Source organism: Actinomadura formosensis (assembly GCF_050948385.1).
Taxonomy (GTDB): Bacteria; Actinomycetota; Actinomycetes; order Streptosporangiales; family Streptosporangiaceae; genus Spirillospora; species Spirillospora formosensis.
The window spans coordinates 2,290,790-2,317,163 of record NZ_CP192011.1 but is presented as its reverse complement, the minus strand read 5'-3'; the positions used below and the strand labels follow the sequence as shown (position 1 = coordinate 2,317,163).

Genomic DNA, 26,374 nt, shown 5'->3' with positions numbered 1-26,374 from the left:
GGCGTCAGGAGTGCGGGACGAACCACTGCGGCATGACGAACATCGCGGTGGCCTCCACGGTGACGCGGCCGTCCGGCCCGGAGATCGTCCCGGACGCGTAGACCTTGCGCCCCTCCACCCGGCTGGCCTTCGCCTCCACCGAGAGCGGGACGCCGAGCGGGGTCGGACGCCGGTAGCGCGTCTCCAGGGCGGCGGTCATGCCGGGTGTGCCGGTGGCGGCGGCCGCCATGCCGAGGGCCTGGTCGAGCACCATCGCGGACATGCCGCCGTGCACGTACGACGGCGGTCCCTCGTAGACGGCGCCGAGGGTGAACTCGCCGCGGACGATGCCGTCCGTGCTGACGGTCAGCTCGACGGGCGGCGCGAGGGGGTTGAGGGCGCCGGTGACGGGGTTGGCGATCTGCCGGTCCATCCGCTGCGGGGAGGACCGGACGAACGGCGGGGCGTCCCGGCGCTCGGCCGCGAGCCGCGCGGTCAGCGCCTCGACCTCGGCCGCGACCGCGGCGGCCTCGGCCGGGTCGACACCGGTGAGGACGGTGGCCTCGGCCAGTTCGCGGACGCGGGCGGCGAGGCCGCTCAGGGCCGCCGCCTCGTCCTCCTCCAGCTCGGGCCGTTCCATCGGGATCGCGCTCATTCAGCCTCCTCGCGGGCGGCGTCCCCGGAACACCGCCCTATTAGCCGAACGAAATTCTAAATTAGCCGGGCGTCCGCTCCGGACGGCGGGGTCCGTTCCGCGGCCCGGCCCATGCGGTTCGGGAACGGCGCCGTGCCTTCCGGGGGACCCGCGTCGGCGAACCCGGTTCAGATAGATTCCTGCGGTATCTCCCATAGCCGCCCACAGAGCGCGAGGACAGCACGTGACGGACCAGCCCCCGCCGCCACCGCCCGAGCAGCCGCCGCCGTATTCGCAGCCCTACGGTCAGCCGCCCGGGGCGGTTCCCGGCCCCTACGACCCGCGGTGGGGGTACGGGCCCCCGGGCGTCCCCAACGGCGTGCCTCTGCAGGGTCCCCCCGAGGAGACGACCTGGGCGATCTTCGCCTACGTCGGGAACGTGCTGATCGGCTTCTTCCCCGCGCTGATCATCTACCTGGTGAAGAAGAACACCTCGCCGCTCACCCGGTTCCACGCGGCGCAGTCGATGAACCAGCAGCTCACCATGCTGATCCACGTCCTCGTGGTGGTGGCGGTCTGCGTGCCGCCGGCGATCGCCTTGAAGGAGCCGGGCTTCCTCGCCCTGCTGCTCGTCCCGTACCTGGAGCTGCTGATCGCCGGGTGGACGTTCATCATCCTCGGCGCGGTGAAGGCGGGCAAGGGGCAGTACTACCGGTTCCCGACCTTCTTCTGCTTCCGCATGATCCGGTAGCCCGCCGGTACGCGCGGGCCGCTCCACGCCGTATGCCAGTCCCTTCCGTCCCTCACACCAGGACGGCCCGGTCGTCCACGCGGGCCACGGCCCGGACCGGGGCACCGTCGGCGGCGGCCAGCGCGATGGGGAACAGCGAGACCTCGATCGCACAGCCCTCGTCCTGCGCGTCGACCAGGAGCCCGAGCCCGGTCAGGTTCTCGCCGATCACCGCGCCCGCCCCGCACAGGACGCGGTGCGCGGCCAGGGAGAACTCGGCGGAGCCCGGCGGCGGGGTGCGGTCCACGCTGAGCGCGTCGATGGCCACCGTCCGGACACCGGCGGCGACGATCGCCTCCGCCGTCTCGGGCGCCGGATACGGATGGGCCAGGTAGTCGTCCGTCCCCCAGTGGGCGGACCAGCCCGTCGCGATGAGCAGGACGTCGCCGGGCCCGAGGCCGGACGGGACCGCCTCCGGCGGTATGGGCGTGCGGGGCGGCAGCCCGCGGACGTCCATGACCACGGCCGGGCCGGTGAAGCGGGTCAGCGGAATCTCGTCCAGGCGGGGCAGGGCGTCGTCGATGTGGAACGGGGCGTCCACGTGGGTGCCGGACTGCGACCCCATGTGCAGCGCGAGGACGTTCACGCCGGAGTCCGCGACGGTGAGCGCCGCGACGGCCTCCACCTCGGGATCACCCGGATACACCGGCATGCCCGTGCTGATCGGCACCGACAGGTCGAGCAGTTCAACGCCCATGTCATCGATTATCCCGCGCACACCCCCACCCGATAGCGTTGCGACGTGTTGCCACATGTGACGGCCATCCGATACGTGACGCCGCTGCGCGAGGGCGGTTCCCTGCCGGGCGTGGTCGAGGCCGACGATCTCGGCACCTACGTCATGAAGTTCCACGGCGCGGGGCAGGGCCGCAAGGCGCTGATCGCCGAGGTGATCGCGGGCGAGCTGGCCCGCAGGCTCGGCTTCCGGGTGCCCGAGCAGGTGCTCATCGACCTGGACCCGGCCATCGGACGGCACGAGCCCGACCCCGACGTCCAGGACCTCCTCAAGGCCAGTCCCGGCTGGAACCTCGGCGTCGACTTCCTGCCGGGGTCGCTCGGTTTCGACCCGCTCGGCTGGAGTCCCGACCCCGGCTTCGCGTCGCAGGTGCTGTGGTTCGACGCGTTCATCGGCAACGTGGACCGCAGCTGGCGCAACCCGAACATGCTCGTCTGGCACGGCGACGTGTGGCTGATCGACCACGGCGCAAGCCTCATCTTCCACCACGCCTGGGCGAACGCGGCCCGGCTGTTCTCCGGCCCCTACGACGTGGACGACCACGTGCTGACCCCGTACGCGACCCGGCTGGAGGCCGCCGAGGCCGACCTCGCCCCGAAGATCACCGAGGGTCTGCTGCGCGAGGTGACCGCGCTCGTGCCCGACCTGTGGCTGGAGGGCGAGCCCGGCTTCGCCGGCCCGCAGCAGCTCCGGGACGCCTATGTCGAGATCCTGCTGCCGCGCGCCGGCAAGCCGCGCGACTGGCTGCCCGACCTGGAGGTCGGCGGGCACGCGCCGGACACGTCCGCGCGGCGCGGGCAGAACCGTCCCGGCCGGCTGGGAGGCCCGGCATGAGCGGGACGGACCGGGAGGCGCGGGGGGGCGCCCCGCCGCGCAGGACCCGCACGGGCGGCGGCGGGACGAGCAACATCAGGGCGGCGGCCGAGCCCACGGTGTTCGAGTACGCGGCGTTGCGGGTCGTCCCCCGCGTCGAACGCGGCGAGTCGATGAACGTGGGCGTGGTGGTGTACTGCCGTGCGCTCGACTACCTCGGCTGCCGGACGCACCTGGACGAGCGCCGCCTGTCCGCCCTCGACCCGTCCCTGGACCTGGCGGGCGTCCGGTCGGCGCTCAAGGGCGTGGACGCGGTGTGCCACGGCGGCGAACGCGCCGGGCAGGCCGCGTCGCAGAGCCCGGGCAGGCGGTTCCGGTGGCTGACCGCGCCGCGCAGCACGATCGTCCAGCCGGGCCCGGTGCACGCCGGCCTCACCGGGGACCCGGCCGCCGAACTCGACCGCCTGCTGCGCCTGCTCGTCCTCTAGTCCCGCTCCCCCGCTAATCCCACTCCCAGCGGATGCCGTGGCAGCCGGCGGCCACGCCGAACTCGATGAAGTGGACGCTGTGGTAGCTGGACATGCGCAGGTCGGCGGAGTCCTTGAGCGCGGTGTGGCCGTCGGGACGCCACGTCCGGTAGCAGCGGGCGGGCAGCGCGGACGGGTGGAACCGCACCTCGATGAGGTACTCGTGCTGCGGGGTGCGGAAGCCGCGCCCCTCCTCGCAGATGGGCGGGCCGGTCTCCTCGAACCCGAAGCCGTACTCCAGCAGGTACGTCTCACCGCGGCCGAGCGCCCGGTCGAACAGCAGCTCGGCGGCGATGAGCCCGCTCGACTCGTCCATCCGGACCCGGCCGAACCGGCAGCCGCGCACCGTCCGCGACGACGGCAGGACGCCCTGCGGATGGTGGTAGACGGCGACCCACCGGTCGACGCCGCGCTGCTGCGCCTGGAACACCGCGCGGACCCGGACCTCGCGCAGTTCCCGGCGGCGGCCGACGAGGTACTGGTCGTGCAGGCTGAGCCCGGTGATCAGCCGTTCCCCGCGGTCACCGATCTCGTCCAGCAGGTCGCGGACGCCCGGCTCGGGGCACAGCTCCTCCACCGGCAGCCACGGCCCGGCGGTGCGCTCGGTCGCGGGCTTGAGCAGCGTCAGCAGCGAATGGCGCGGCAGTTCGAGGATGACCTCAAGGCCGCGGACGGCGCGCAGCGAGTCGGCGCGTTCGGGCCTGGTCCGCCCGCGCTGCCAGTAGCTCAGCGTGGACAGGCTGACGGCGATGCCCTGTTCCTCAAGGCGGCGCCGCAGCGAGTCGAGGCTGAGGCCACGCGCCTGGATGGCGGCGTGGAGGGCGACGTTGAACGGACCGTACTGTAGGACCTGTAGAAGATCATCCTCTGCGACACTCTGCACTTGCGGCCTCCCGGATCCACTCCGGCCGGCCCCCCGCCAAACGGCCTTGACTATTGGAATTGCCACTTCCGCGCTCACTGTAAAACCCGCGGGCCCCGATGCCAACAGGCGAGCCCCGCAACGGCGCCCCAGCGCCGATGCCGGTCAATGCCACTCCCATTCGATGCCGACGATGCCGCGCCGGACCGCGCCGACCGCGAGGTTCGCGCTGCCGGACGTGCCGACCCACAGTTCGCCGAGCCGCTGCCGCGGGGCCTGCGAGCTTTCCGCGGTGAAACCGTAGCAGCGGGCGGGCAGCCGGTCGCCGTCGAACTGGATGATCGCCACGTAGTCGTGGACGGGATGGGAGAAGCGCCGGTCGTAGCTGTCGGGCGGGGATTCCCCGACCGGCCCCACCTCGTATTCGACGACCGCCGTGTCCCCCGTGGACAGCACCCGGTCGAAGACGAGCTCGAACGCCATCAGCCCGCCCTCGGCGCGGATGCGGCCGGGCCGGCAGTACCGCACGGCCGCGAGCCCGCCCGTCCCGCCGCCGGCCCTGCCCGCCTGGTCGCCGCCCGTCCGGTGGACGCACACCACCCGGTCGATGTCGTCGCCCGCGGCGCGCAGGACGGTGCGGACCGACAGCGTCCAGCAGCCGCGCGTCCCGTCCAGCCGGTACACGTCGTGGATGCTGAGCCGTTCGAGCCGGTGGTCCCCGGACCGGTCGAGCTGCCCGACCAGGCAGGCGTAGCGTTCGGGGTCGGGCCACAGCTCGCGCACCGTGCGGCCCCGCTCCCCGGCGCCGGGAGGCCCGGTGAGCCCGCCGCGTCCGGCCGTGCCCCGGCCGGGCGCCGTGCTGGGGGCGGGATCGTCCAGCAGGTCGGTGAGCGTGCCCGGCGGCACCTGGAGGATCTCCTCCAGCACGACCACGACGGTGCGTGAGCGGGGCCGGCTGCGACCCCGCTGCCAGTAACTGAGGGTGGCCACGCTGACGGTCAGCCCCCGCCGGCCGAGGCGGTGGCGTATCCGTTCCAGGGTCAGCCCGCTCGCCTGGATCGCCTGCCGCAGTGCCCCGGCGAACTCCACGGCGGGATGGTACCCGTCCGGCAAGATCAAATCAGGTGATCGGGGCAGATCGGGCACGCAGCGACAAGCCGGACGCAGGTCAGAAGAGGATCGACATGAAAGAACCCTGCTCGCTGAATCCGACCCGCCGGTAGGCCGCGCGTGCCCGCGTGTTGTAGTCGTTGACGTACAGCGAGACGATCGGCGCGATGCTGCGCAGCGCCTCCCGCACCACCGCGGACATCCCGGTCTCCGACAGTCTCCGGCCGCGCAGGTCGGGCGGCACCCACACGCCCTGCACCTGGCAGGCCCGCGGGGTGACGGCGCCGATCTCCGCCTTGAACATGACGCGGCCGTCCTCGATCCGGGCGAACGCGCGGCCGTCGCGGATCAGCTCGGCGACGCGGGCCCGGTAGAGGACGCCGCCGTCACCGGCGTTCGGCGACACCCCGACCTCTTCGGTGAACATCGCGACGCAGGCCGGGTAGACGATGTCGAACTCCTCCATCCTGACGCGCCGGACACGCGGATCGGCCGGCACGCCGGAGACGGCGGAGGTGGCCATCACCGGCTGGGACGCGCGGACGGCCCGCGGCGGCCCCCAGTACGGCGCGAGGATCTCCCACAGCTCCCCCACCGCGCCGGCGGGCCCGACGATGGACGAGCAGCGCCGCCCCTGCGCCTGGGCCCGCTCGGCGAACGCGCGGACCGCCTCCGGCCCGGCCGCGACCGGGATGAGATTGGCACCGGAATAGCACAGCGAGACGAGCCGCCCGTCACGCAGGTAACCCCACATCTGGGCGCCGAGACGCCGCGGGTCGAGGCCCGCGGCGTGCACGCGCGAGCTGACGAACACGTTGGACACCGGGTCGGCGTCCAGGATCGCGAGGGCCTCGGCCCGGTACCGATCGTCCAGCACGCGCACCGGCATCGAGCCCAGCATGCGCATGGCTACCGGCCCCGGGACGGGAACGGCCCCCGGTCGGCCCTCACCACTGAAAGCTCCACGAGCCCAAGCCTATGCGGTCCGGCTGCCGGACACCCCCGCGGGTTCGATAACGGCGGTCCCGGGCGAGACCGCACAAACGAACCGTGGCGTGCCCGTCCCGGCGGGGGACGGACACGCCACGGAACGGCGTGCTAGGGAAGTCCTACGGACGTCCGACCGGAAGGTCCTTGCCCGTGGTGGCACGGGCGGCCTTCATCGTCATGCCCGTCGGGTCCGGGTCGTTCAGCGCCGGGACGGCCTTGCAGTAGGCGTCCGGGCCGCGGTGGCTCGCCGGCAGCGCGCCGGTGTCGAGGTACGCCGCGACCTTGTCGTCCAGGCACGCGTTGCCGTTGAGCGTGTTGGCGTGGGTCTTGCCGCCGACCTCGAACACCAGCCGCGAGGACGGGAAGACCTTGTGCATCTCCAGCCCGCCCACGACCGGCGTGGCCCCGTCCTCCGTGGACTGGACGAGCAGCATGCCCGGCAGGCCCTTGGCGCCCTTCAGCTTGAACGCGGGGCCGCCCTGGAAGGGCCAGAACGCGACCGGGGCGTTGAACCAGACATTGCCCCACGTCTCGAACTTGTAGCCCTGCCGGTAGAGCTCGGCCGCGTCGTGGTGCCACTTGCTCCAGTTGCGGGGCCAGCGGGCGTCCGCCGCCTGGACGGCGTTGTAGACGGCGAAGTCGTTGTCCTGGCCGCCGGTGTTGAGCCAGTCGAGCAGGCCGGACGGGTCCTTGGCGTTGACCCACGCCGAGAGCGCCTGCGCGAACGGGATGTAGTAGCCGGTGTTGTACCCGGCGCTGAGCACGATGTCGGTCAGCTCGGCCGGGCCGATCTTGCCGCCGATGGGGGACTTCCTGGCCCCGTCGAGCGCCTTGTAGTAGGTGGCGCGGACGGCCTTCTCGGACGTGCCGAGGTGGTAGATCGAGTCGTACTTGGCCATCCAGGCGAACCAGGCCCGGATGTTGTGCTCGAACGCCTTGTCCTGCTCCAGCTGGGCGTCGTACCAGACCGTCTTGGGGTTGACGTTGCCGTCCAGCACCATCCGCTGCACGCGGCCAGGGAAGAGCGTGGCGTAGGTGGCGCCGAAGTAGGTGCCGTAGGAGAAGCCGTACCAGCTGATCTTCTGCTGGCCGAGGGCCGCGCGGATCGAGTCGACGTCGCGGGCGGCGTCGGTGGTGCGCATGTGCGGCAGCATCCAGCCGAAGTTCTTCGCGCAGTCCTGCGCGTACTTCTTCGACTTGGCGATCCAGGCCCGCTCCTGCTTCGCCGAGCGCGGGACGTAGTCCGGCCGGATCGGGTCGTTGACGTTCGGGTCGCAGGTCAGCGCGGGCTTGCTGGACCCGACGCCGCGGGGGTCGAAGCCGATGATGTCGTACTTGGCCGCGACGTCCGCGTGGCCGACGCCGCCCATCCAGCGGGCGAGGGCCGGCGCGTAGCGCAGGCCGGAGCCGCCCGGGCCGCCGGGGTTCACGAACAGGACGCCCTGGTAGTTCTTCTCGTCGGTGTGCTTGAAGCGCGACACCGCGATGGAGATCTTGCGGCCGTTGGGCCGGCTGTAGTCGAGCGGCACCTCGACCTCGGCGCACTGCGCCTTGTTCATCGGGTCGTTCGGACCGCTGACCTCGCACTTGCCCCAGTCGATGCTCTGGGCCGCGACCGTGGCGGCGCCGGCCCGGCCGGCGTCCGCGCTCGCGGAGACGGCGGCCACGGTGCCGCCCCCCGCCGCCACGACCGCCGCGGTCGTGACGAGAACGATCTTCTTCACTAGACCCCCTCAGATCGGCGGCTCCGACGCCCCATTGGGCCGGAGAGGGGAGCCACGCCGATACAAACGGATGCGGATTGCGTGGAGATTGTGACGGTTATGTCGCTTATGACGGCAGAGCACTGGGTGACTGGATGCGAAATCGTGACAATTTCCGTGGAACTTCGTGATGTCGCGGCGCGTCCCGGGCCGGGACGCCGAAGGGCCCCGGGGATCGCTCCCCGGGGCCCTCAGGACAGGCCGTCCGGCGCCGGTCAGCGGATGACGTCCGCCTCCAGGCGCGCGGCGTCCGGCACCCGGGTGCCGCTCAGCGTCCGGGCGGACGCCTGCGACGGCGGGGTCGGGTCACCGAGCTGCGGGACGTGCACGGTGCGCTTCTCCGGCCGCTCTCCCCGCAGGAAGTACGCGTCGAAGTAGGCGTCGACCTCGGCGGAGCCGCGGTGCACGATGCAGTGCGTCCGGTCCCCGTCCTGGACGACCAGGCGCGAGCCCTTGAGCCGGCGCTGCATGTCCAGCGCGCCCTCGTACGGGGTGGCCGCGTCGGCGGTCGACTGGAACATCAGGATGTTGCGCGGCAGGTCACGGGTGTGGCCGATGTTCACCGGCTCGCCGGCCTTGGCGGGCCAGTACAGGCACGGGGCGTTGTACCAGGCGTTGCCCCACGTCTCGAACGGGTGCTTGCGGTTGATCCGCTCGTTGTCGCGCTGCCACTTGCTCCACTTCGTCGGCCACTGGACGTCGGTGCACTGCACGCCCAGGTAGACGGCGAAGCCGTTGTCGTCGGAGCCGCCGGTGGTCTGCGCGCCGAAGGTCTGCGCGAAGGTGGCGGTGTCGCCGGCCTTGTACGCCGACAGGGCGGCGGCGTAGCCGTGCCAGATGGCCCGGCTGCGGCGGTAGCCGGCGTTCAGGATCACGTCGGTCAGCTCGTCCGGCCCGACCGCGAGGGCCTGCCCGCTGTCCGGGTCGGTGTAGTAGACCGGCTTGTACTTGAGGTCGTGGCGCAGCTTGTAGAAGTAGTCGCGGACCTGCTTCTGGGTGGTGCCCAGGTGGTACACCGAGTCGTACTTCGCGATCCAGCCGAAGTAGTACTCGATGTTGATGTCGAACTGGACGTCCTGGTTCAGGTTGGCCTGGTACCAGGCGTCGGACGGGCCGACGTTGCCGTCCAGCACCATCTTGCCGACGTTCCGCGGGTACACGGTGGCGTAGGTGGAACCGAGGTAGGTCCCGTACGAGGCGCCGTAGTAGTCGAGCTTCTTGTTGCCGAGCGCCCGGCGGATCGACTCGATGTCGTTGACCGAGTCGATCGTCTTGATGTGGTTCAGCAGCCCGATCTTGTCTGCCTTGCCGCACGCCTCGGCGTAGTTCTTGGAGATCTTCAGCCAGGTGCTGACCGACTTGCGGTCACCCGTGCCGTAGTCGGGGCGCGGGGCGTTGGTGTAGTTCGGGTCACAGCTGAGGGCCGGGACGCTCATGCCGACGCCGCGCGGGTCGAACCCGATGACGTTGTAGGCCTCGCGCATCGGGGCGGAGTTCTGCGCGAACACGCGCGGCCCGAACAGCGCGCCGCCGCCGCCCGGTCCGCCCGGGTTGACGACGATGTCGCCCTTGGCCTCACCCTCGCCGGTGTGGGGCGTCTTGGTGAGCTGGAGGGTGATCTTCGTGCCGTTCGGCTTGGCGTAGTCGAGCGGCACCGACAGCTCGGCGCACTGCACGATCTTGGAGACCGGGTACAGGGCGTCGTAGAAGTCGTGCACCGTCTGGACGAAGTCCGCGGGGCAGGCGTGCCAGTTCAGCGCGGCGGGATTGAAGCCTCCGGCCGTTCCGGCGGAGGGGCCCGCGGCCTGCGCGCTTGTGGCGCCCAGACCGGTGAGACCGAGCCCGGCCACTGCGGCCATGACAACGATCCTCTTCACATATCCCCCTATCGTGCCGACTCCGTTGAGTCAGGCATCCGGGTAAACGACAGGAGATTGTGGCGTTTTCGGCGTGCGCCAGGACAGGGGCCCTCACAAGTGGATGCCGAATCGTGACAAGATCAGCGGAACTCTGTGACAACCCCGGACGTTCCGGTCCCGGAGCTGCAAAAAGGGCGCACCTTCACGCGACCTTTGCGCACACACGAAAAGGCCCCGGGTTCACACCCGGGGCCCTGTGCGCCATGGCGCAGGCTCGTCGCCGGTCAGCCGACCACGACGTCGGCCCCCGGCCCGCTCACCGAGCCGTCCTCGCCGATCTCGATGCCCATCTCCTCGGCGATGCGCATGGCCTCCTCGATCAGCGTCTCGACGATCTGCGCCTCCGGAACGGTCTTGACGACCTTCCCCTTGACGAAGATCTGGCCCTTGCCGTTGCCCGACGCCACCCCCAGATCGGCCTCCCGCGCCTCACCCGGACCGTTCACCACACAACCCATCACCGCCACCCGCAGCGGCACCGGAAAGTCCTTCAACCCCGCGGTGACCTGCTCGGCCAGCGTGTACACATCCACCTGCGCCCGCCCGCACGACGGACACGACACGATCTCCAGACCCCGCTCACGCAACCCCAGCGACTCCAGGATCGCGATACCGACCTTCACCTCCTCCACCGGCGGCGCCGACAACGACACCCGGACGGTGTCCCCGATCCCCTCGCTCAGCAGCGCACCGAACGCCACCGCCGACTTCACCGTCCCCTGGAACGCCGGCCCCGCCTCGGTCACCCCCAGATGCAGCGGATAATCACACGCCGCCGCCAGCCGCCGGTACGCCTCGATCATCACCACCGGATCGTTGTGCTTGACCGAGATCTTGATGTCACCGAAACCGTGCTCCTCGAACAGCGAGCACTCCCACAGCGCCGACTCCACCAGCGCCTCGGGAGTGGCCCTGCCGTGCTTTTCCAGCAACCGCCTGTCCAGCGACCCGGCGTTCACCCCGATCCGGATCGGCACCCCCGCATCCGAAGCCGCCCGCGCGATCTCCCCCACCCTGTCATCGAACTTCTTGATGTTGCCGGGATTGACCCGCACCGCCGCACAACCCGCCTCGATCGCCGCGAACACGTACTTGGGCTGGAAGTGGATGTCGGCGATGACCGGGATCGGAGACTTGCGCGCGATCGCCGGCAACGCGTCGGCGTCGTCCTGCGACGGCACCGCCACCCGCACGATCTGACACCCCGCCGCGGTCAACTCCGCGATCTGCTGCAGCGTGGCGTTCACATCGGCGGTCAGCGTCGTGGTCATCGACTGCACCGACACCGGCGCATCACCCCCGACCGGAACGTTCCCGACCATGATCCGCCGGGACGCGCGGCGGGGCACGCTCAGCCCCTGCGCCCTCTGCTCGTCGTCGTCCCCGCGGACACCCGGCATTCCCAGTGAAACGCTCATCCCTCTCCTCTTACTCGCGGCCCCGGTACAAAGCCTAAGCGCCACGGGCGGCCGTCTTGACGGCACCCGGTGACGAAGACCGGGACCATACGACTCCATTGCGCGAACATCGCGCGTCATCCCGGTAGCCGGAGCGGGTTGAACAGGTCGGCGAGGATCAGCAGCACCCCGAACCCCACGAGCAACAGGACCACCAGGTACGTCAGCGGTAGCAGCTTGGTCATGTCGACCGTGCCCGGATCCGGCCGTCCCCGGATCCGGTTGACGCCCGCGCGCAGCCGCTCGTACGCGACCACGGCGAGGTGCCCCCCGTCCAGCGGAAGCAGGGGCAGGACGTTGACCGCGCCCAGGAAGATGTTCACCGACACGACCAGCGACAGGTACAGGGCGAGCTTGTCCCGGGCGGAACTCTGGGACGAGAAGATCTGCCCGGACACCTCGGTCGCGCCGACCACGCTGCCGACCTGGCCGCCGGGCGTGCTCTCCCGGGCGGGTGAGAACAGCTTCGGTACCGCGGACGGCAGGTCCGCCGCGACCTTGCCGATGCCCTGGATCGTCCGGCCGATGCCGCGCGCGGCGAACGCCGCCGCGTCCAGCGGCCCGGCCCGGTCGTAGCCGCCGCCGACGACCTTCGCGGAGATGCCGATGAACGGCCGCCCCTCCACGTCCGCGAGCGTGACCGGCAGCGTGACCTGCCCGCCCGTACCCGGCCGCTGGACGACCACTTTCACCGTCTCACCCGGCTTCGTCTTGTCGATCGCCCCGGTGAGCTGGTCCCAGCCGGAGATCGGCGTGCCGTTGAACACGACGACGCGGTCACCGGCCCGCAGCCCCGCCCGCGTCGCCGGGGAGGGCGGACGGTCACCGCCGCAGCCGCCCCGCAGCCCGGCCGGCACGCAGGTCGTGACCTTGTCGACCGTGTTGGTCACCGTGCCGGGCCGCGGCTCGCCGACGGTCATGGCCATCACCATGAGCAGCACGAACGCGAACACGAAGTTGGCGACGACACCCGACCCGATGACGACCGCGCGACGGCCGGCGGGCTGCCGGTAGAACGCGCGATCCCGGTCCGCCGGATCGATCTTCTCCAGCGGGGTATAGCCGACGATCTTGACGAAGCCGCCGAGCGGGATCGCCTTCACCCCGTACTCGGTCTCACCCCGGCGCATCGACCACAGGGTCGGCCCGAAACCCACGAAGTACTGCGTGGCCTTCATCCCGAACCGCTTGGCGGTGAGCAGGTGGCCGCCCTCGTGCAGCATCACCGACGCGAGCAGCGCGATGACGAACGCCACCGCGCCCAGGAAGAAGGCCATCCAGGTCCCCTTGGGCTCGATCCCGGGGTGCCCGGGGTCAGTCGGTTCCGGTCAGTTCCCTGCTCCTGGCCCGCGCCCACCCGTCGGCCGCGAGGACGTCGTCCACCGTCAGCTCCCCGGGCGTACCCGAACCGTGCTCCTGCACCACCCGCGCGACCGTGTCGACGATCCCGAGGAACGGGAGCCGTCCCGCGCGGAACGCGTCCACACATTCCTCGTTCGCGGCGTTGTAAACGGCCGGGACGGTCCCGCCCAGCTCACCGGCGTGCCGCGCCAGCGCGACGGCGGGGAACGCCGCGTCGTCGAGCGGGAACAGCTCCCACGTGTGGGCCTTGGTCCAGTCGAGGCCGGGGGCCGCGTCCGGGACCCGGCCCGGCCAGTCGATGCCGAGCGCGATCGGCAGCCGCATGTCGGGCGGGCTGGTCTGCGCGAGCGTGGAGCCGTCGACGAACTCGACCATCGAGTGGATGACCGACTGCGGGTGCACCATGACCTCGATCCGGTCCATCGGGACGTCGAACAGCAGATGCGCCTCGATGACCTCCAGCCCCTTGTTGACCAGGGTCGCGGAGTTGATGGTGATGACGGGCCCCATGTCCCACGTCGGATGGTTCAGCGCCTGCTCGGGCGTGACACCGGACAGCTCGGCGCGGCTCCGGCCGCGGAACGGGCCGCCGCTCGCGGTCAGCACGAGCCGCCGCACCTCCTCGGCGCGGCCGCCGCGCAGGCACTGGGCCAGCGCCGAATGCTCGGAGTCCACCGGGACGATCTGCCCCGGCCGTGCCCGCTCCTTGACGAGCGGGCCGCCGACGATCAGCGACTCCTTGTTGGCGAGGGCGAGGGTCCGCCCGGCGTCCAGTGCGGCCAGCGTCGAGGCCAGGCCGAGCGCGCCGGTCACCCCGTTCAGGACCACGTCGCACTGCCAGGCGGCGACCTCGGCGACCGCGTCCGGACCCGCGACGATCTTCGGGATGGCGTAGTCGCCGGAGGCGTAGCCGCGCCGCTTGGCCTCGGCGTAGAAGGCGAGCTGGAGCTCCTGCGCGGCGGACGCCTTCGCCACCGCGACGATCTCGGGCCGGAACTCCAGCGCCTGCTCGGCCAGCAGGCCGACCCGGCCGCCGCCGGCGGCGAGCCCGGTCACCCGGAACCGGCCGGGGTTGCGGCGGATCACCTCCAGCGCCTGGGTGCCGATCGAACCGGTGGAGCCGAGGACGACCACCTCACGGGCGGACGCGTCGTGGTGAGAGGGAGAGTTCACCGCTCCATTGTCGGTCATCGGCCCGCCCGGCCTCCCCTCGTGGCCGCGGTCCGCCGGGTCAGCGCGCAAGGGGAAGGCGGAGGACGAGGCGGGCGCCGTAGGGGCCGTCGGCGATGTAGAGGCGTCCGCCGTGGGCCACGGCGATCTGCCGCGCGATCGGGAGGCCGAGGCCGCTGCCGCCCTTGTCGCGGCTGCGGGCCGAGTCGAGGCGGGCGAAGCGCTCGAAGACGCGCTCGCGGTCGGCGGGTGGGATGCCGGGGCCGTCGTCGTACACCTCGACCACGGCCTCGCCGTCCTCGGCGCGCACCGCGACCTCGATCCGCGCGGCGGCGTAGCGCTGGGCGTTGGCGAGCAGGTTGACCAGGACGCGGCCGAGCCGCACCCCGCTGCCCGTGACCATGACGCCCGTCTCCGCCTTGACGCTCACCGGGATGGGCGGCAGCTGCCGGGCCACCTCCCTCTCCACCAGGGCCCCGAGATCCAGCCGCTCGCCGGCCGGCGGGTCGCCGGAGTCGAGCCGGGCGAGGACGAGGAGGTCGTCGACGATCTGGTGCAGGCGCTCGGCGTCGCCCAGGGCGCGCCTCAGGTTGTCGACGAGGTCGCTGTCGGCGGGGTCGTCCAGGAGGGCCAGCTCGATGCGGGTGCGCAGGCCGGTCAGCGGCGTGCGCAGCTCGTGCGAGGCGCCGGCGATGAACGCGCGCCGCTGCTCGGCCGCGTTCTCCAGCCGGCCGAGCAGCTCGTTGACGCGGCCGGCCAGCTGCTCGGCGCCGTCCCCGGCGGGCGGGACGCCGACGCGGCGGCTCAGATCGGTGTCACCGAGCTCCGCCATCTCCGCCTGGAGCCGGTCGACCGGCTCCAGCGCCCGCGCGACCGCGTGCCGGACGCCCCAGGAGGCGAGCGCGACGACGACCACGCAGAGCACGGCCGTGACGAGCAGGAGCACACCGGTGTGCTGGACTCCGGCGAGCAGGTGGAGCACGGCGGCCGCCACGACCACCGCGGCCACCAGCAGGGAACCGAGCGCGCTCACCGCGGCCGGTGTCCCGCGAGCCCGTGCGGAGCGGGGCCTGTGCGGCCGGACGTGCGGAGAACCGACGTTCCGTGCCGACATGTCTCCTTTGTACGCACAACACCGCCAAAGCACTGCAAAGCACCCAGCCCGTGGTCGCATAACCCTGGTCTGCAAAGCCCCTGGTCGAAGCGGTTGCGGCAGTCGCGGTGGCCGAGGAGCCGGCTAGGACCGCCCCCCGGTGAACAGGCGGCCGACATGACAGCCTTTGCCGCCCTTTTCACTTTTGGTAACGGTGACAACACCCGGCCCCACCTATAAAGGAGTCACGTGAAGCGACTCCCTCCAGGGGGATGGGAATGGGCCAGACGGGCGAGCCGGTCGTGGACCCGGGCGGGCTGGGCACGGCCCGGTTCCCGGGTGACGCGTGCGTCGTCCGCCGCAAGAAGTGGCCCCGGCCGCGCGTCCGCGCCGGCCGCCTGCCGGACTCGTCCGGGGTGTTCGCGTGCGCCGACTGCGCACCCGCCCCGCCGGTACCCCGCCTACGGCGGGGCCTCGGGGAGTCGCGCACGGACGCCGGCGGGCCGGTCGGGGGGCCGGCGCCGGCGAGGGCGGCGGGCCCGACTCCCGCCGCCGTGGAGGTCTCTCCAGGGAGAGGGGTGACCCGGGCATTCGGGGGGAAGCCCGGGACCACCCGGCAGGCGCGCCCGGCTGGGGGCGGCCGGGCGCGCCGGAGAGACCTCCCAGGCCGTCAGGGCTTCGCCTTCGGCTGCCCGCCCGCCTGCGGATGCGTCGCCTCGATCCAGGTCCTCGTCCACTCCGCGTAATCGGTGCAGTCGTTCTTCTTCGACTCGCCGCCGCACGCCTTCGCCGGCGCGTGCGCGAAGATGATCTTGTTGATGTAGTCGCGGTCGCCGACGTGGTAGGCGGCGCAGAAGCCGGACCTCAGCCGGTCGCCCGAGCACGCCTGCGGGTTCGCGGGCGCCACACCGGTCCACTCGGCGACCTGCTGCTGGACGTCCGGCGACGCGGTCCACTGCAACCACTGGTACATGCAGTTCGGGTGCTGGACGCGGGCGCCGATCATCCACGCGTCCAGCCAGCCGGTCACGCCCTCGGACGGGATGACGCCCCGGACGGCCCGGCCCGCGCGGGTCAGCACGTCCACCTGGTAGGGCCACGCCTGGCCGAGCACGGCCCGCTGCCCCGCGAACGCGCTGATCGCGTCGGCGGGCAGGTCCCAGTACTCGCCGACGTAGGGGCGCTGCTTCGCCAGCACGCGCCCGGCGGCGGCGAGCTGCTTCGGCGTCAGCGAGTACGGGTCGCGGATCTTGAGCTTGCGCTCCCGGCCCTTCAGGTAGAGCGCGGCCTCGGCGATGGCGAGCGGGCTGTCCCGCATGATCAGCTTCCCGGAGTACCGGCGGGCCTGCCCGGGCTCGAAGATGGCGGCCCAGCTCGCCGGCGGCGGGACCGTCCGGGTGTCGAACATGAGCAGGTTGGAACCCCATACGTACGGGATGCCGTAGTGCTTGCCCTCGCGCTCCAGCAGCCCGCGGAGTTTCGGCTCCAGCTTCTTGTAGCCGTCCACGAGGTCGGTGTTGACGGGGGCGACCTGCTTCTCGGTGACCAGCCGCCCGGCGACCTCGGGCGGCGCGGCGACGCCGTCGTAGCGGCGGTCCCGGTCGCGCATGAGGTCGGCCATCTCCTCGGGCGTCTTGACGACCTTGAGGCCGACCTTGCAGCCGGTGCGCTCCTGGAACGGGGTGACCCAGTCGACGCGCGGGTCGGTGTCGCCGCTCTCGATGGAGCCGGGGAGGGTGAGGAGGTTGAGCATCCCCTCACCGGGGCCGAGGGTGCTCGCCACCTTGGCGACGCCGGCGGGCACGTCCGCGTCCTCGCTGCAGGCGGCGAGGCCCGCCGCGGCGAGCGCCGCGGCCGCCACCAGGGCCGCCGCCGCCTTGACCCGTGCCGTGGCCGTCCACCGCATGTCGCTCCCGATCCGTGCCCAGGGCCCTCCTCCTCGTGAACGGGCCCGTCGGCGCAGCGTAGCGTCTCCGGCGCGGCCGGGCGGCCCGCACCCGCCCGGAGCCGGTTTCCCGCGGAGCGTCCACACCGCCATTCCCGCCGTCCGGGCGGGCGGGCGCGATTCAATCGACGGTCTCCGGGAATTTTTCCTCCGGCAGACGACGCAGCGGCGGCCAATTACCGAAGAACGGCCCCCGGGCCCGCCCGCGCAATCTTTCTTGAAGGTAAGAACCCCATGACCATTGCCCCACCATTTCCTGAGACTTTACGGCCGGGTCGTCAACGGAGAAACCGCCGGGGCCCCGGGGGACGGCGGGTGCTGGCGTCCGCGCCATACACGGAGGTTGCTGGAGAGGGATATGGCGCGGGCTGCCGTCCTGCCCGGGACCGCGGCGGCACCGGCGGGCGTGGCGAGGGTGGGGAACAGCGGATCATCCTGCGGTGCTGCCCGGCCACGCGATCACCGGTCCCCGGCCGAACGGCGGCGGTGTGACGCCCTCGAGACGGAGGAGGTTCGAGGGACGCCGCGCGTCCTGCCGGGTGTCGCGGGACGGCCGCGCGGGGCCGTCACCCGAAGCCGGCCCATCGGCCGGCGGCCGCCTCGGGGCGGCGTGCTTGACCACCTCGATCCGTGCGATGAGCCGCTGCGGGGTGTCGGCCTCGACGAGGTCGCCCACATCGCGGCCCTTGGGCGGCAGGGCCCACCAATGGCCGGTGAACAGGCCGAACCAAATGGTCCAGCCCGGAAATCGCCTTCCGAGCGCGTCCACCTCTGCGGCGTGGTCGCCTGCGGCCATAGCGCGACTCCCTGACTGCGCACCCTGACTTTCAATTTCGCCTCAATTAATTGAGACAGTGAGATTGTGTCGCCCGGCACAGAGCCCGTCAATGGGTGCCGTCACTATTTCCGCGCGACGAAAATTGACGACCAAGAACGGCGGTGGTGGGAAATTCCCAAACAAAGCCGGCGACCCGGGCATACGGCCGGCAGCCTGGGGCCGCCGGCCGTATGTCCGCTTTGTCAGCCGTTGGTGGGGAAGCCGAGGTTCACACCGCCGTGGCTGGGATCAAGCCAGCGCGCGGTGACGGCCTTGGTGCGGGTATAGAAGTGGACGCCCTCCATGCCATGGGCGTGGCTGTCGCCGAACAGCGAGTCCTTCCAGCCGCCGAACGAGTAGTACGCCATCGGCACCGGGATCGGCACGTTCACCCCGACCATGCCGACCTCCACCTCGTTCTGGAAGCGACGCGCCGCCCCGCCGTCGTTGGTGAAGATCGCGGTGCCGTTGCCGTACGGGTTGGCGGCGATCAGCTCCATGCCCGCCTCGTAGGAGCCGGCGCGCACGACCGACAGCACCGGGCCGAAGATCTCGTCCTTATAGGCGTCCATCTCGGGGGTGACGTGGTCGAGGACGGTCGGGCCGAGCCAGAATCCGTCGCCCGCGCCGCCGAGGACGTCCGGGTCGCGTCCGTCGATCGCGAGGGTGGCGCCCTGCGCGACGCCGCCGTCCAGGTAGGACGCGACCTTGTCGCGGTGCGCCCGCGTGACGAGCGGGCCCATCTCCGACTCGGGGTGGTCGCCCGGACCGACCTTGAGCTTGGCGACCCGCTCGCGGATCTTGGCCATCAGCTCGTCCCCGACCGGGTCGACGGCCACGACGACGGAGATCGCCATGCACCGCTCCCCCGCCGAGCCGAATCCCGCCGACACGGCGGCGTCCGCGGCGAGGTCGAGGTCGGCGTCCGGCAGCACCAGCATGTGGTTCTTGGCACCGCCGAGCGCCTGCACCCGCTTGCCGTTCGCCGCCGCCGTCGCGTAGATGTACCGCGCGATCGGCGTGGAGCCGACGAAGCTGACGGCCTTGACGTCGGGGTGGTGCAGCAGCCCGTCCACCGCGGCCTTGTCGCCGTGGACGACGTTGAACACCCCGTCCGGCAGGCCGGCCTCGGCCCACAGCTCCGCCAGCCGGACCGACGCGGACGGGTCCTTCTCCGACGGCTTGAGGACGAACGTGTTCCCGCACGCGATCGCCACCGGGAACATCCACATCGGCACCATCACCGGGAAGTTGAACGGGGTGATCCCGGCGGTCACGCCGAGCGGCTGCAGGATCGAGTAGGCGTCCACCCGCGTGGACACGTTCTCCGAGAACCCGCCCTTGAGCAGGTGCGGGATGCCGCAGGCGAACTCGGCGACCTCCAGGCCGCGGGCCACCTCGCCGGCCGCGTCCGAGATCACCTTGCCGTGCTCGGCGGAGATGAGCCGCGCGAGCTCGTCCCGGTGCGCGCTGACCAGCTCGCGGTACCGGAACAGCACCTTGGCGCGCTGCGAGAGCGAGGCGTCCCGCCAGCCGGGGAACGCGGCCTTCGCCGCGGCCACCGCCGCGTCGACCTCGGCCCGGCCGGCGAAGTCGACCGTCCCGGCGAGCCGCCCCGACGCGGGCTCGTAGACGTCGCCGCGCCGCGCCGCCTCCCCGTCGAACGGCTTGCCGCCGATCCAGTGCGTGACGTGCCGGCTCATGCGGCTTCCCCGTTCACCGTCTCAAGAGATGCGATCAGGATGCCGAGCCCCTCCGCGGCCTCGGCGTCGGTCAGGGTCATCGGCGGCGCCATGCGCACCACGTTGCCGGACAGGCCGCCCTTGCCGATCAGCAGCCCCCGCTCGCGGGCCGCCTCCATCACCGCGGCGGCGAGCGGCGGGCTCGGCTCACCGGTGCCCGGATCGGCCAGCTCGACCGCGAACATCAGGCCCTTGCCGCGGACGTCCTTCACCACCGGCAGCCGCCCGGCGGCACCGCGCAGGCCGCCGATGATCTTCGCGCCCTGCTTCGCCGCGTTGGCCTGCAGGTCGTGGTCCAGGACGTAGTCGAGCGTCGCGTTCGCGGCGGCCATCGAGACCGGGTTGCCGCCGAACGTGGAGATCCCGAGCGCGGGCAGCGCGTCCATCAGGTCGCCGCGCGCGACGACGCCGCCGACCGCGAAGCCGTTCCCGAGCCCCTTGGCGAACGTCATCATGTCCGGGGTCACACCGTGGTTCTGGATGCCCCAGAAGCCCTGGCCCGTCCGTCCCCAGCCGGTCTGGACCTCGTCGGAGATGAGCAGGATGCCGGACTCGTCCAGGACGCTCTTGTACGCGGCGAACAGCCCGTCCGGAGGCATCGTGAAGCCGCCGACGCCCTGGATCGGCTCGGCGATGAGCGCGGCGACGTCGGGACCGGTCGCGGTGGCGAGCACGTGCCGCAGGTCCTGCGCGCACGCGTCGATGTACTGCTCGTCGGACATGCCGGCGAACTGCGGGAGGTGCCGGTCGGCGCCGTGCAGGAAGTGGACGTCCAGCGGCGAGAACGACAGGTTCGTCCAGGCCCGGTTTCCGGTGACGCCCGCCGCGGCGAACGACCGGCCGTGGTAGCTCTGCCGCATCGCCAGGACCTGGTCGCTGCGCCGCGCGTACGCGGCCAGCAGCAGCGCCGTCTCGTTCGCCTCCGTGCCGGAGTTGGCGAAGAAGACCTTCGCGTCCGGGATGCCGGACAGCCGGGCGATCTTCTCGGCCAGCTCGATCTGCCCGCGCAGCAGGTACGCGGTGGAGGTGTGCACGACCCCGGTGGCGAGCTGCCGCTCCACCGCGTCGCGCACCTCGGGGACGTCGTAGCCGAGCATGTTCGTGAGGATGCCCGTGAAGAAGTCGAGGTAGACGTTCCCCTCGGCGTCGGTCACGCGGGCGCCCTTGCCGCCGACGATCTCGATGGGGTCCGTGTAGTTGAGCGCCATCCACGACGGCATGACCGCCCTGTGGCGCCGGAGCAGGTTCGCGTGTTCCGACATGACTCAAGTCTCGGCCGCCCGGACGGCCCGGGCCACCCGCAGAGTGTCACGACCGGGCGCCTCCCGTTAACGGTCTGCTGGCGGCTGACCTCCTGCAACGACGCGATCAGCACCGCCGGCACCGCGTCCGGATATCATCGCGAGCAATGCTGCCCACTGTCGACGACGTCCTCCAGCTCGACGCGGTCCGCCGCGGCCAGCCGCACGTCGTCGCGGGCGCGGACCGCACCGGCAACCGCGTCCGCTGGGTGCACGTCGCCGAGGTCACCGACATCGCGCACCTGCTGCACGGCGGTGAGCTCGTCCTGACGACCGGGATCGCGCTGCCGGACGAGCCGGAGCGGCTGCGCGCCTACATCGCCGACCTCGCCGAGGTCGGGGTCAGCGGGCTGATGATCGAGCTGGGCCGGCGCTACGCCAGCGTCCTGCCGTCCGCGTTGACCACCGCCGCCGAGGACCACGGCCTCCCGGTGATCGTCCTCGCGCACGAGCCCGCGTTCGTGGACATCACCGAATCCGTGCACGCGCGGATCGTGCAGGACCAGTTCGCCGAGCTGCGCGCGTCCGAGCGGCTCCACGAGATCTTCACGCAGCTGTCGGTCGAGGGCGCCTCCACCGACGAGGTCGTCCGGCAGGTCGCCGCGCTCGGCGGGCATCCCGTCGTGCTGGAGAACCTCGCGCACCAGGTCCTCGCCGCCGACGCCGGCGGCGCCGACCCGGCGGAGCTGCTGTCGGCGTGGGAGACCCGCTCGCGCGCCGTCCGGCCGGGCCGCCGCACCGGCTACGACCCGACCTCCGGCTGGCTGGTGACCATGGTCGGCGCGCGCGGCGAGGACTGGGGCCGGCTGATCATCGTCCTCGGCTCGCCGCCGTCACCGCGCGACACCGTGCTGATCGAGCGGGCCGCCACCACCCTCGCCCTCGGCCGGCTGCTGGACCGGCACGCCGAAAGCGTCGAGCGCCAGGCGCACGGGACGATCATCGCCCGCATCCTCGCGCACGCCTACTCCGACCCGCAGGAGGCCGCGGCCCGCGCCCGCGCGCTCGGCGTGCCGCTGTCCGGGCGGCGGCTGCTCGGCGTGGTGCTCCGGCATCGCGGGCCCGGCACGGCGGCGCCGCCGGTCGGCGAGCTGTCCGCGCTCGCCGAGACGGCCGCCGCGGCCTGCAAGGACGCCCGCCTCGCGGCGCTCGTCGGGGTGCTGGACGAGGGCGGACCGCACGCCCGCGTCGGCGTGCTCGCCTCGCTGCCCGCCCGCGCCGACGCGGAGACGGCGCTCACCGAGGTCGCCACCCGCATCCGCAACCAGTCCGGCGGCACCGTCATGGCCGCCGGGTCGGTGGTGGAGACGATCCAGGACGTCCGGCGGTCGTTCCTGGAGGCCGAGCAGGTCGCCGACGTCGCCGCCCGCGGTTCCGGCGCCCGGCTGTTCTACCGGCTCCCCGACCTGCGCCTTCGCGGGCTTCTCCATCTGCTGCGCGACGACGCCCGCGTCCAGACGTTCGTCGAGCGCGAGCTGGGGCCGCTGCTGGAGTACGACGCCCAGCGGGGCAGCGACCTGACCCGCATCCTGGAGCTGTATCTGGAGTCGGGGCGCAACAAGGCCGTCGCCGCCCAGCAGGCCCACCTTTCCCGTCCCGCCTTCTATGAACGCCTGCGCCGTATAGAACGCGTCCTCGACGCCGATCTCGACGACGTGGAGTCCTGCGTCTCGTTCCACGTCGCGCTGCTGGCGTTGAGCTCCGTCCGCTGGGAACGCCCCTGACCGGCTTACGATCCGTGACTTAGCCAATACGGAACCGGCTCAGTTGGTAGGCTCGCCTAGGGCAAGACGAAGTGGCTGAGAACCCGTTCGCCTGGGAGGACACCATGAGGGCACTGCCAGTGGACGACATGCCAGACCCTGAGCGGGCGCCTTACGTCCAGCACTCCACGGACAACGGCCAGGCGGAAGAGCACCGCCATGACCCGCCCGTGCCCGGGTGGCTCCTTCCTCCGCCGGAGGGCTTCAAGGCAGAAGATCTCGACCACCTTCCGCAATTGCCATCTCACGCAGAGTTGATCGATGGCAGCATCATCCTCGTGAGCCCCCAAGCCGACTTCCACATGCTGACGGTCTCGCTCCTTGAGAGCGCCCTGCGTCGGCAGCTACCCGATGGCCTGCGTGTTCGTCGAGAGATGACGGTCACGTTGGCCGATCGCCAGCGGCCGGAGCCCGACGTCCTCGTCCTGGATGCCAAGGGCATCACCGGACGGGACCAAACTTCATACGAGCCCGAGTACGTCCTCCTCGCCATCGAGGTCGTCTCGCAAGAATCCGCGATACGAGACAGAGAACGCAAGCCGCAACTCTACGCCGAGGCCGGCATTCCTCACTTCTGGCGCGTGGAGAACACCGGCGGGCGCCCCATGGTCTGTGTCTTCGAGCTTGACGTGGCCACCAAGACCTATGTCGCGACCGGCGTTCACCACGACCGGCTCAAGCTCACGGTGCCGTTCGACATCGACATCGATCTGACGGAGATCGACCGGCTCTGACCTTCTGAAGCAGGTCGGCCGGGCTCATGATCAGCAAGGCCGGCCCCTGCTCCACCTCGTCCGCTGCCAGGAGACGGGGACACCGCTCGCCGGGTGGCTCAGCGAAACAGGCAACGTCCACGTCCAGCTTTCGGCCAAGCGCTCGATCGCGGACGGGCGCGTTGCGGGCACGGCCCTTCGACCGGGACGATTCCCGTCCCGGACGCACATCGGTGCACTCACGGGGAAGGACACCCTCGTGACCGTTCACACAGGTCCGCGCACGTTCGGGGTGGAGGAGGAGCTCCTCCTCGTCGACCCGGCGAACGGCGCCCCGCAGGCGGTGTCCGGATCCGTCATCCGTTACGCGCAGTGCCATGACGAAGTGTTCCTGGCGGGCGGCGGGCGGTCGAAACCGCTGGAGACCGAGTTCCAGCGCGAGCAGTTGGAAACGGCCACCCCCGTCTGCACGTCGCTCGGCGAACTGTCCGACCACATCCGGTCCGCGCGGCTGGCGGCGGCCCAGTCGGCGGCGGGGGTCGGTACCGCCGTGGCCGCGCTCGCCACGTCCCCGGCGTGTGTCCGCCCATCGCTCACCCCGTCGCACCGCTACCTGCGGATGGCGGACGCCTACGGGCGCACCGCCGACGAGCAGCTCACCTGCGGCTGCCACGTGCACGTCGGCATCGAGTCCCCGGACGAGGGCGTCGCCGTCCTGGACCGCATCCGGCCGTGGCTGCCGCCGCTGCTCGCGCTCAGTGCGAACTCGCCGTTCTGGCAGGGCGCCGACACCGGCTACGACAGCTGGCGGCACCAGGTGTGGAGCCGCTGGCCGTCCAGCGGCCCGACCGAGCTGTTCGGTTCGGCGAAGGCGTACCGGGCGACGGTCGAGGCGCTGCTCGCGACCGGCGCGCTCCTCGACGAGGGCATGATCTACTTCGACGCCCGGCTGTCCCGGCGCTACCCGACCGTGGAGATCCGGGTGCCGGACGTGTGCCTGGACGCCGACGACGCCGTGCTGATGGCCGCGTTCGTCCGGGCGCTGGTCGACACCGCCGCCGGGGCCTGGCACGCCGGGGAGCCGCCCGACCGGGTGCGGACCGACCTGATACGGCTGGCGATGTGGCGGGCCGGCCGCTCCGGGCTGCGCGACGACCTCGTCCACCCGTGCACCCGCCGCGCCGCCCCCGCCCGCCTGGTCGTCACCGCGCTGCTCGACCACCTCTCCCCCGCACTCGAACGGTCGGGCGACCTCGAATCGGTCACCCTCCTTCTGCGCCGCCTCCTCGAACGCGGCAACGGCGCCCGGTTCCAGCGCGCCGCCTACACCCGGACCCACGACATCAAGGCCGTCGTGGCCGGCGCCGTCGAGTGCACGGTGGCGGTCTGACGGGCGCCGGCCCCGCCCGTGAACCGCACGCAGATCTCATGGCGGAGGCATGACCGGTCCCCGTTTACGCTGCGTACATGGCCTCCCCCATCGACTGGACCCCACCGCCCGAGCACCTGATCCGCGCGGCGGACATGGCGCTCGAACCGTGGCGCGCGTGGACGTCGCCCGTCTTCCACGGGCTGGAGAACGTCCCCCGGCGGGGGCCCGCGCTCCTCGCGGGCAACCACACCGTCTACGGGATCGTCGACGCACCGCTGATCTTCTTCGAGATCCACCGCCGCCACGGCGTCTGGGTCCGCTCGATGGCCGACCACCTGCACTGGCAACTGCCCGGCTGGCGGTCGCTGATGACCATGGGCGGTTCCGTCGACGGCACCCGCGCCAACTGCCGCGCCCTCCTGCGGGCCGGGCAGATCGTCGTCGTGTTCCCCGGCGGCGCCCGGGAGGCCACCCGCGCCCGCCACGACCGGTACCGGCTGCAGTGGGACGGCCGGCTCGGCTTCGCCCGGCTCGCCGTGGAGGCGGGCTGCCCGATCGTCCCGTTCGGGTCGGTCGGCGTGGAGGAGATGTTCACCCCGCTCCTGGAGTCCGACAGCCGCCTTCTCGCCCCCGCCCGGGCGCTGGGACGTGTGGTGATGGGTGAACGCGGCAAGCGCGACGACCTGCTGCCGCCGGTCTCGCGCGGCCTCGGTCTCACGCCGATCCCGCGTCCCGAGCGCCTCTACTTCGGCTTCGGCGAGCCGATCGACACCACGCCTTGGGCGGGCCACGCGGACGACGACGCGGCGATGTCGGAGGTGCGCGACCTGGTCCGCAAGTCCGTCCAGGACATCATCGACGTCCTCCGTGCCGAACAGGCCGCCGACCCGTTGCGCACCCCGCTGCGGCGCCTGGCCCACGGCACGGGCGAACACGTCGGCCGCGCCGTGGGCCGTCTGCTGCGCGGCGGTCAGCCCGCCTTCCGCTGGAACGGGAGGTAGCGCTCGGCGCGGCGGGGACGGGCGCGCAGCCCGGTGGACTCGACGGCGAGGATGCGGTCGAAGCGGAAGGCGCGGATGCCGCGCCGCATGCGGCACCAGCCGACGAGGTACCAGTGGTCGCGGTGGACGAGGCAGGTGACGGGTTCTACCTCGCGGATGGTGACGTTGGCGCCGGCGTCGCCGTAGCAGAGCCGGACGACGCGGTGGTCGGTGATGGCGGCGGCGATCACGCGGGCGCGGTCGGACGTGGCGGTGTCGAGCGGCGTGGTGAGGGTGGCGAGGGTGGTGGTGACGACGTCGTCGTGGGGGGCGGCGTCGAGGAGGGTGTGCAGGGCACGGCGGGCTGTCGTGGCCTGCGGGCCGGTGCCGAGGTGCGCGAGGGAGAGCGCGAGGGCGGCGATCTCGGCCGCGGTGAGCGGGGCCGGCTCGGTGGGCGCGGTCTGGAGGTGCGTCACAACGTTCGCCATACTTCGATGATACGTTCGAACACCGACATTTTACAGGCCCGAGGCGCG

At 71.9% G+C, this 26,374-nt stretch carries 23 protein-coding genes; 7 read left to right on the top strand and 16 right to left on the bottom strand.

Going from position 1 to position 26,374, the window contains the following annotated elements:
• Positions 1-4: 4 nt before the first annotated feature.
• Positions 5-634: a PaaI family thioesterase gene (locus tag ACQP1N_RS10965; protein WP_067800523.1), complete on the bottom strand. Its 630-nt coding sequence runs from the start codon at positions 632-634 to the stop codon at positions 5-7.
• Positions 635-857: 223 nt separating this feature from the next.
• On the opposite strand from ACQP1N_RS10965, the gene ACQP1N_RS10960 reads away from it, so the two are divergent.
• Entirely contained in the window at positions 858-1,364 is a 507-nt protein-coding gene (locus ACQP1N_RS10960; protein ID WP_433230878.1) for a DUF4870 domain-containing protein, read from the top strand.
• Positions 1,365-1,416: 52 nt separating this feature from the next.
• Here ACQP1N_RS10960 and ACQP1N_RS10955 read toward each other — a convergent pair whose 3' ends face one another.
• Positions 1,417-2,100: a cyclase family protein gene (locus ACQP1N_RS10955; protein ID WP_067800517.1), complete on the bottom strand. Its 684-nt coding sequence runs from the start codon at positions 2,098-2,100 to the stop codon at positions 1,417-1,419.
• Positions 2,101-2,145: 45 nt separating this feature from the next.
• Between ACQP1N_RS10955 and ACQP1N_RS10950 the strand changes: the two genes are divergently transcribed.
• Complete coding sequence (locus ACQP1N_RS10950) at positions 2,146-2,973, top strand: HipA family kinase (protein WP_067800516.1); 828 nt, start codon at positions 2,146-2,148, stop codon at positions 2,971-2,973.
• A 152-nt stretch (positions 2,974-3,125) separates the two neighbouring features.
• Positions 3,126-3,440 (top strand): DUF3037 domain-containing protein, encoded by a 315-nt coding sequence (locus ACQP1N_RS10945; RefSeq protein WP_242608728.1) that lies wholly within the window; start codon positions 3,126-3,128, stop codon positions 3,438-3,440.
• 13 nt (positions 3,441-3,453) lie between these two features.
• Here the strand turns inward: ACQP1N_RS10945 and ACQP1N_RS10940 are convergent, their stop codons facing one another.
• The 13 genes from ACQP1N_RS10940 to ACQP1N_RS10880 form a co-directional block, all read right to left on the bottom strand.
• Positions 3,454-4,362, bottom strand: a complete 909-nt coding sequence (locus ACQP1N_RS10940) for a hypothetical protein (protein ID WP_067800515.1) — start codon at positions 4,360-4,362, stop codon at positions 3,454-3,456.
• A gap of 144 nt (positions 4,363-4,506) precedes the next feature.
• Positions 4,507-5,430, bottom strand: coding sequence for a helix-turn-helix domain-containing protein (locus tag ACQP1N_RS10935; RefSeq protein WP_433230874.1), 924 nt, complete (start codon positions 5,428-5,430; stop codon positions 4,507-4,509).
• A gap of 79 nt (positions 5,431-5,509) precedes the next feature.
• Positions 5,510-6,352, bottom strand: coding sequence for a GNAT family N-acetyltransferase (locus ACQP1N_RS10930; RefSeq protein ID WP_067800551.1), 843 nt, complete (start codon positions 6,350-6,352; stop codon positions 5,510-5,512).
• Positions 6,353-6,560: 208 nt separating this feature from the next.
• A complete protein-coding gene (locus ACQP1N_RS10925) occupies positions 6,561-8,165 on the bottom strand; it encodes an alpha/beta hydrolase (protein WP_433230871.1) in 1,605 nt (534 codons plus the stop codon).
• A 254-nt stretch (positions 8,166-8,419) separates the two neighbouring features.
• A complete protein-coding gene (locus tag ACQP1N_RS10920) occupies positions 8,420-10,063 on the bottom strand; it encodes an alpha/beta hydrolase (RefSeq protein ID WP_067800513.1) in 1,644 nt (547 codons plus the stop codon).
• 284 nt (positions 10,064-10,347) lie between these two features.
• Complete coding sequence (gene ispG, locus ACQP1N_RS10915) at positions 10,348-11,541, bottom strand: flavodoxin-dependent (E)-4-hydroxy-3-methylbut-2-enyl-diphosphate synthase (RefSeq protein WP_407642210.1); 1,194 nt, start codon at positions 11,539-11,541, stop codon at positions 10,348-10,350.
• 116 nt (positions 11,542-11,657) lie between these two features.
• Positions 11,658-12,857, bottom strand: a complete 1,200-nt coding sequence (locus ACQP1N_RS10910) for a M50 family metallopeptidase (protein WP_067800509.1) — start codon at positions 12,855-12,857, stop codon at positions 11,658-11,660.
• A 37-nt stretch (positions 12,858-12,894) separates the two neighbouring features.
• Complete coding sequence (gene dxr, locus ACQP1N_RS10905) at positions 12,895-14,133, bottom strand: 1-deoxy-D-xylulose-5-phosphate reductoisomerase (protein ID WP_067800507.1); 1,239 nt, start codon at positions 14,131-14,133, stop codon at positions 12,895-12,897.
• A gap of 40 nt (positions 14,134-14,173) precedes the next feature.
• Positions 14,174-15,145 carry a sensor histidine kinase gene (locus ACQP1N_RS10900; protein ID WP_433230865.1) on the bottom strand — a complete coding sequence of 324 codons (972 nt, stop codon included), beginning with the start codon at positions 15,143-15,145 and terminating at the stop codon, positions 14,174-14,176.
• A 730-nt stretch (positions 15,146-15,875) separates the two neighbouring features.
• Entirely contained in the window at positions 15,876-17,111 is a 1,236-nt protein-coding gene (locus tag ACQP1N_RS10895) for an extracellular solute-binding protein (RefSeq protein ID WP_067800502.1), read from the bottom strand.
• Positions 17,112-17,580: 469 nt separating this feature from the next.
• Positions 17,581-17,946 carry a hypothetical protein gene (locus ACQP1N_RS10890; RefSeq protein ID WP_067800499.1) on the bottom strand — a complete coding sequence of 122 codons (366 nt, stop codon included), beginning with the start codon at positions 17,944-17,946 and terminating at the stop codon, positions 17,581-17,583.
• A 224-nt stretch (positions 17,947-18,170) separates the two neighbouring features.
• Positions 18,171-19,670 carry a CoA-acylating methylmalonate-semialdehyde dehydrogenase gene (locus ACQP1N_RS10885; protein ID WP_433230862.1) on the bottom strand — a complete coding sequence of 500 codons (1,500 nt, stop codon included), beginning with the start codon at positions 19,668-19,670 and terminating at the stop codon, positions 18,171-18,173.
• Positions 19,667-20,971 (bottom strand): aspartate aminotransferase family protein, encoded by a 1,305-nt coding sequence (locus ACQP1N_RS10880; RefSeq protein ID WP_433230860.1) that lies wholly within the window; start codon positions 20,969-20,971, stop codon positions 19,667-19,669. Before ACQP1N_RS10880 ends, ACQP1N_RS10885 begins: the two co-directional genes overlap by 4 nt.
• Positions 20,972-21,117: 146 nt before the next feature.
• Between ACQP1N_RS10880 and ACQP1N_RS10875 the strand changes: the two genes are divergently transcribed.
• From ACQP1N_RS10875 to ACQP1N_RS10860, 4 genes are all read left to right on the top strand, one after another.
• On the top strand, positions 21,118-22,734 hold the full coding sequence (locus tag ACQP1N_RS10875) for a PucR family transcriptional regulator (RefSeq protein ID WP_067800491.1): 1,617 nt from the start codon (positions 21,118-21,120) through the stop codon (positions 22,732-22,734).
• 71 nt (positions 22,735-22,805) lie between these two features.
• On the top strand, positions 22,806-23,507 hold the full coding sequence (locus ACQP1N_RS10870) for a Uma2 family endonuclease (protein ID WP_242608724.1): 702 nt from the start codon (positions 22,806-22,808) through the stop codon (positions 23,505-23,507).
• 238 nt (positions 23,508-23,745) lie between these two features.
• On the top strand, positions 23,746-24,876 hold the full coding sequence (locus tag ACQP1N_RS10865) for a carboxylate-amine ligase (RefSeq protein ID WP_433230856.1): 1,131 nt from the start codon (positions 23,746-23,748) through the stop codon (positions 24,874-24,876).
• Positions 24,877-24,953: 77 nt separating this feature from the next.
• Positions 24,954-25,859 (top strand): lysophospholipid acyltransferase family protein, encoded by a 906-nt coding sequence (locus tag ACQP1N_RS10860; protein WP_433230854.1) that lies wholly within the window; start codon positions 24,954-24,956, stop codon positions 25,857-25,859.
• On the opposite strand, the gene ACQP1N_RS10855 is transcribed toward ACQP1N_RS10860, so the two are convergent.
• Complete coding sequence (locus tag ACQP1N_RS10855; RefSeq protein ID WP_067800485.1) at positions 25,829-26,326, bottom strand: helix-turn-helix transcriptional regulator; 498 nt, start codon at positions 26,324-26,326, stop codon at positions 25,829-25,831. The two genes, ACQP1N_RS10860 and ACQP1N_RS10855, sit on opposite strands and share 31 nt — an antisense overlap.
• Positions 26,327-26,374 lie beyond the last annotated feature (48 nt).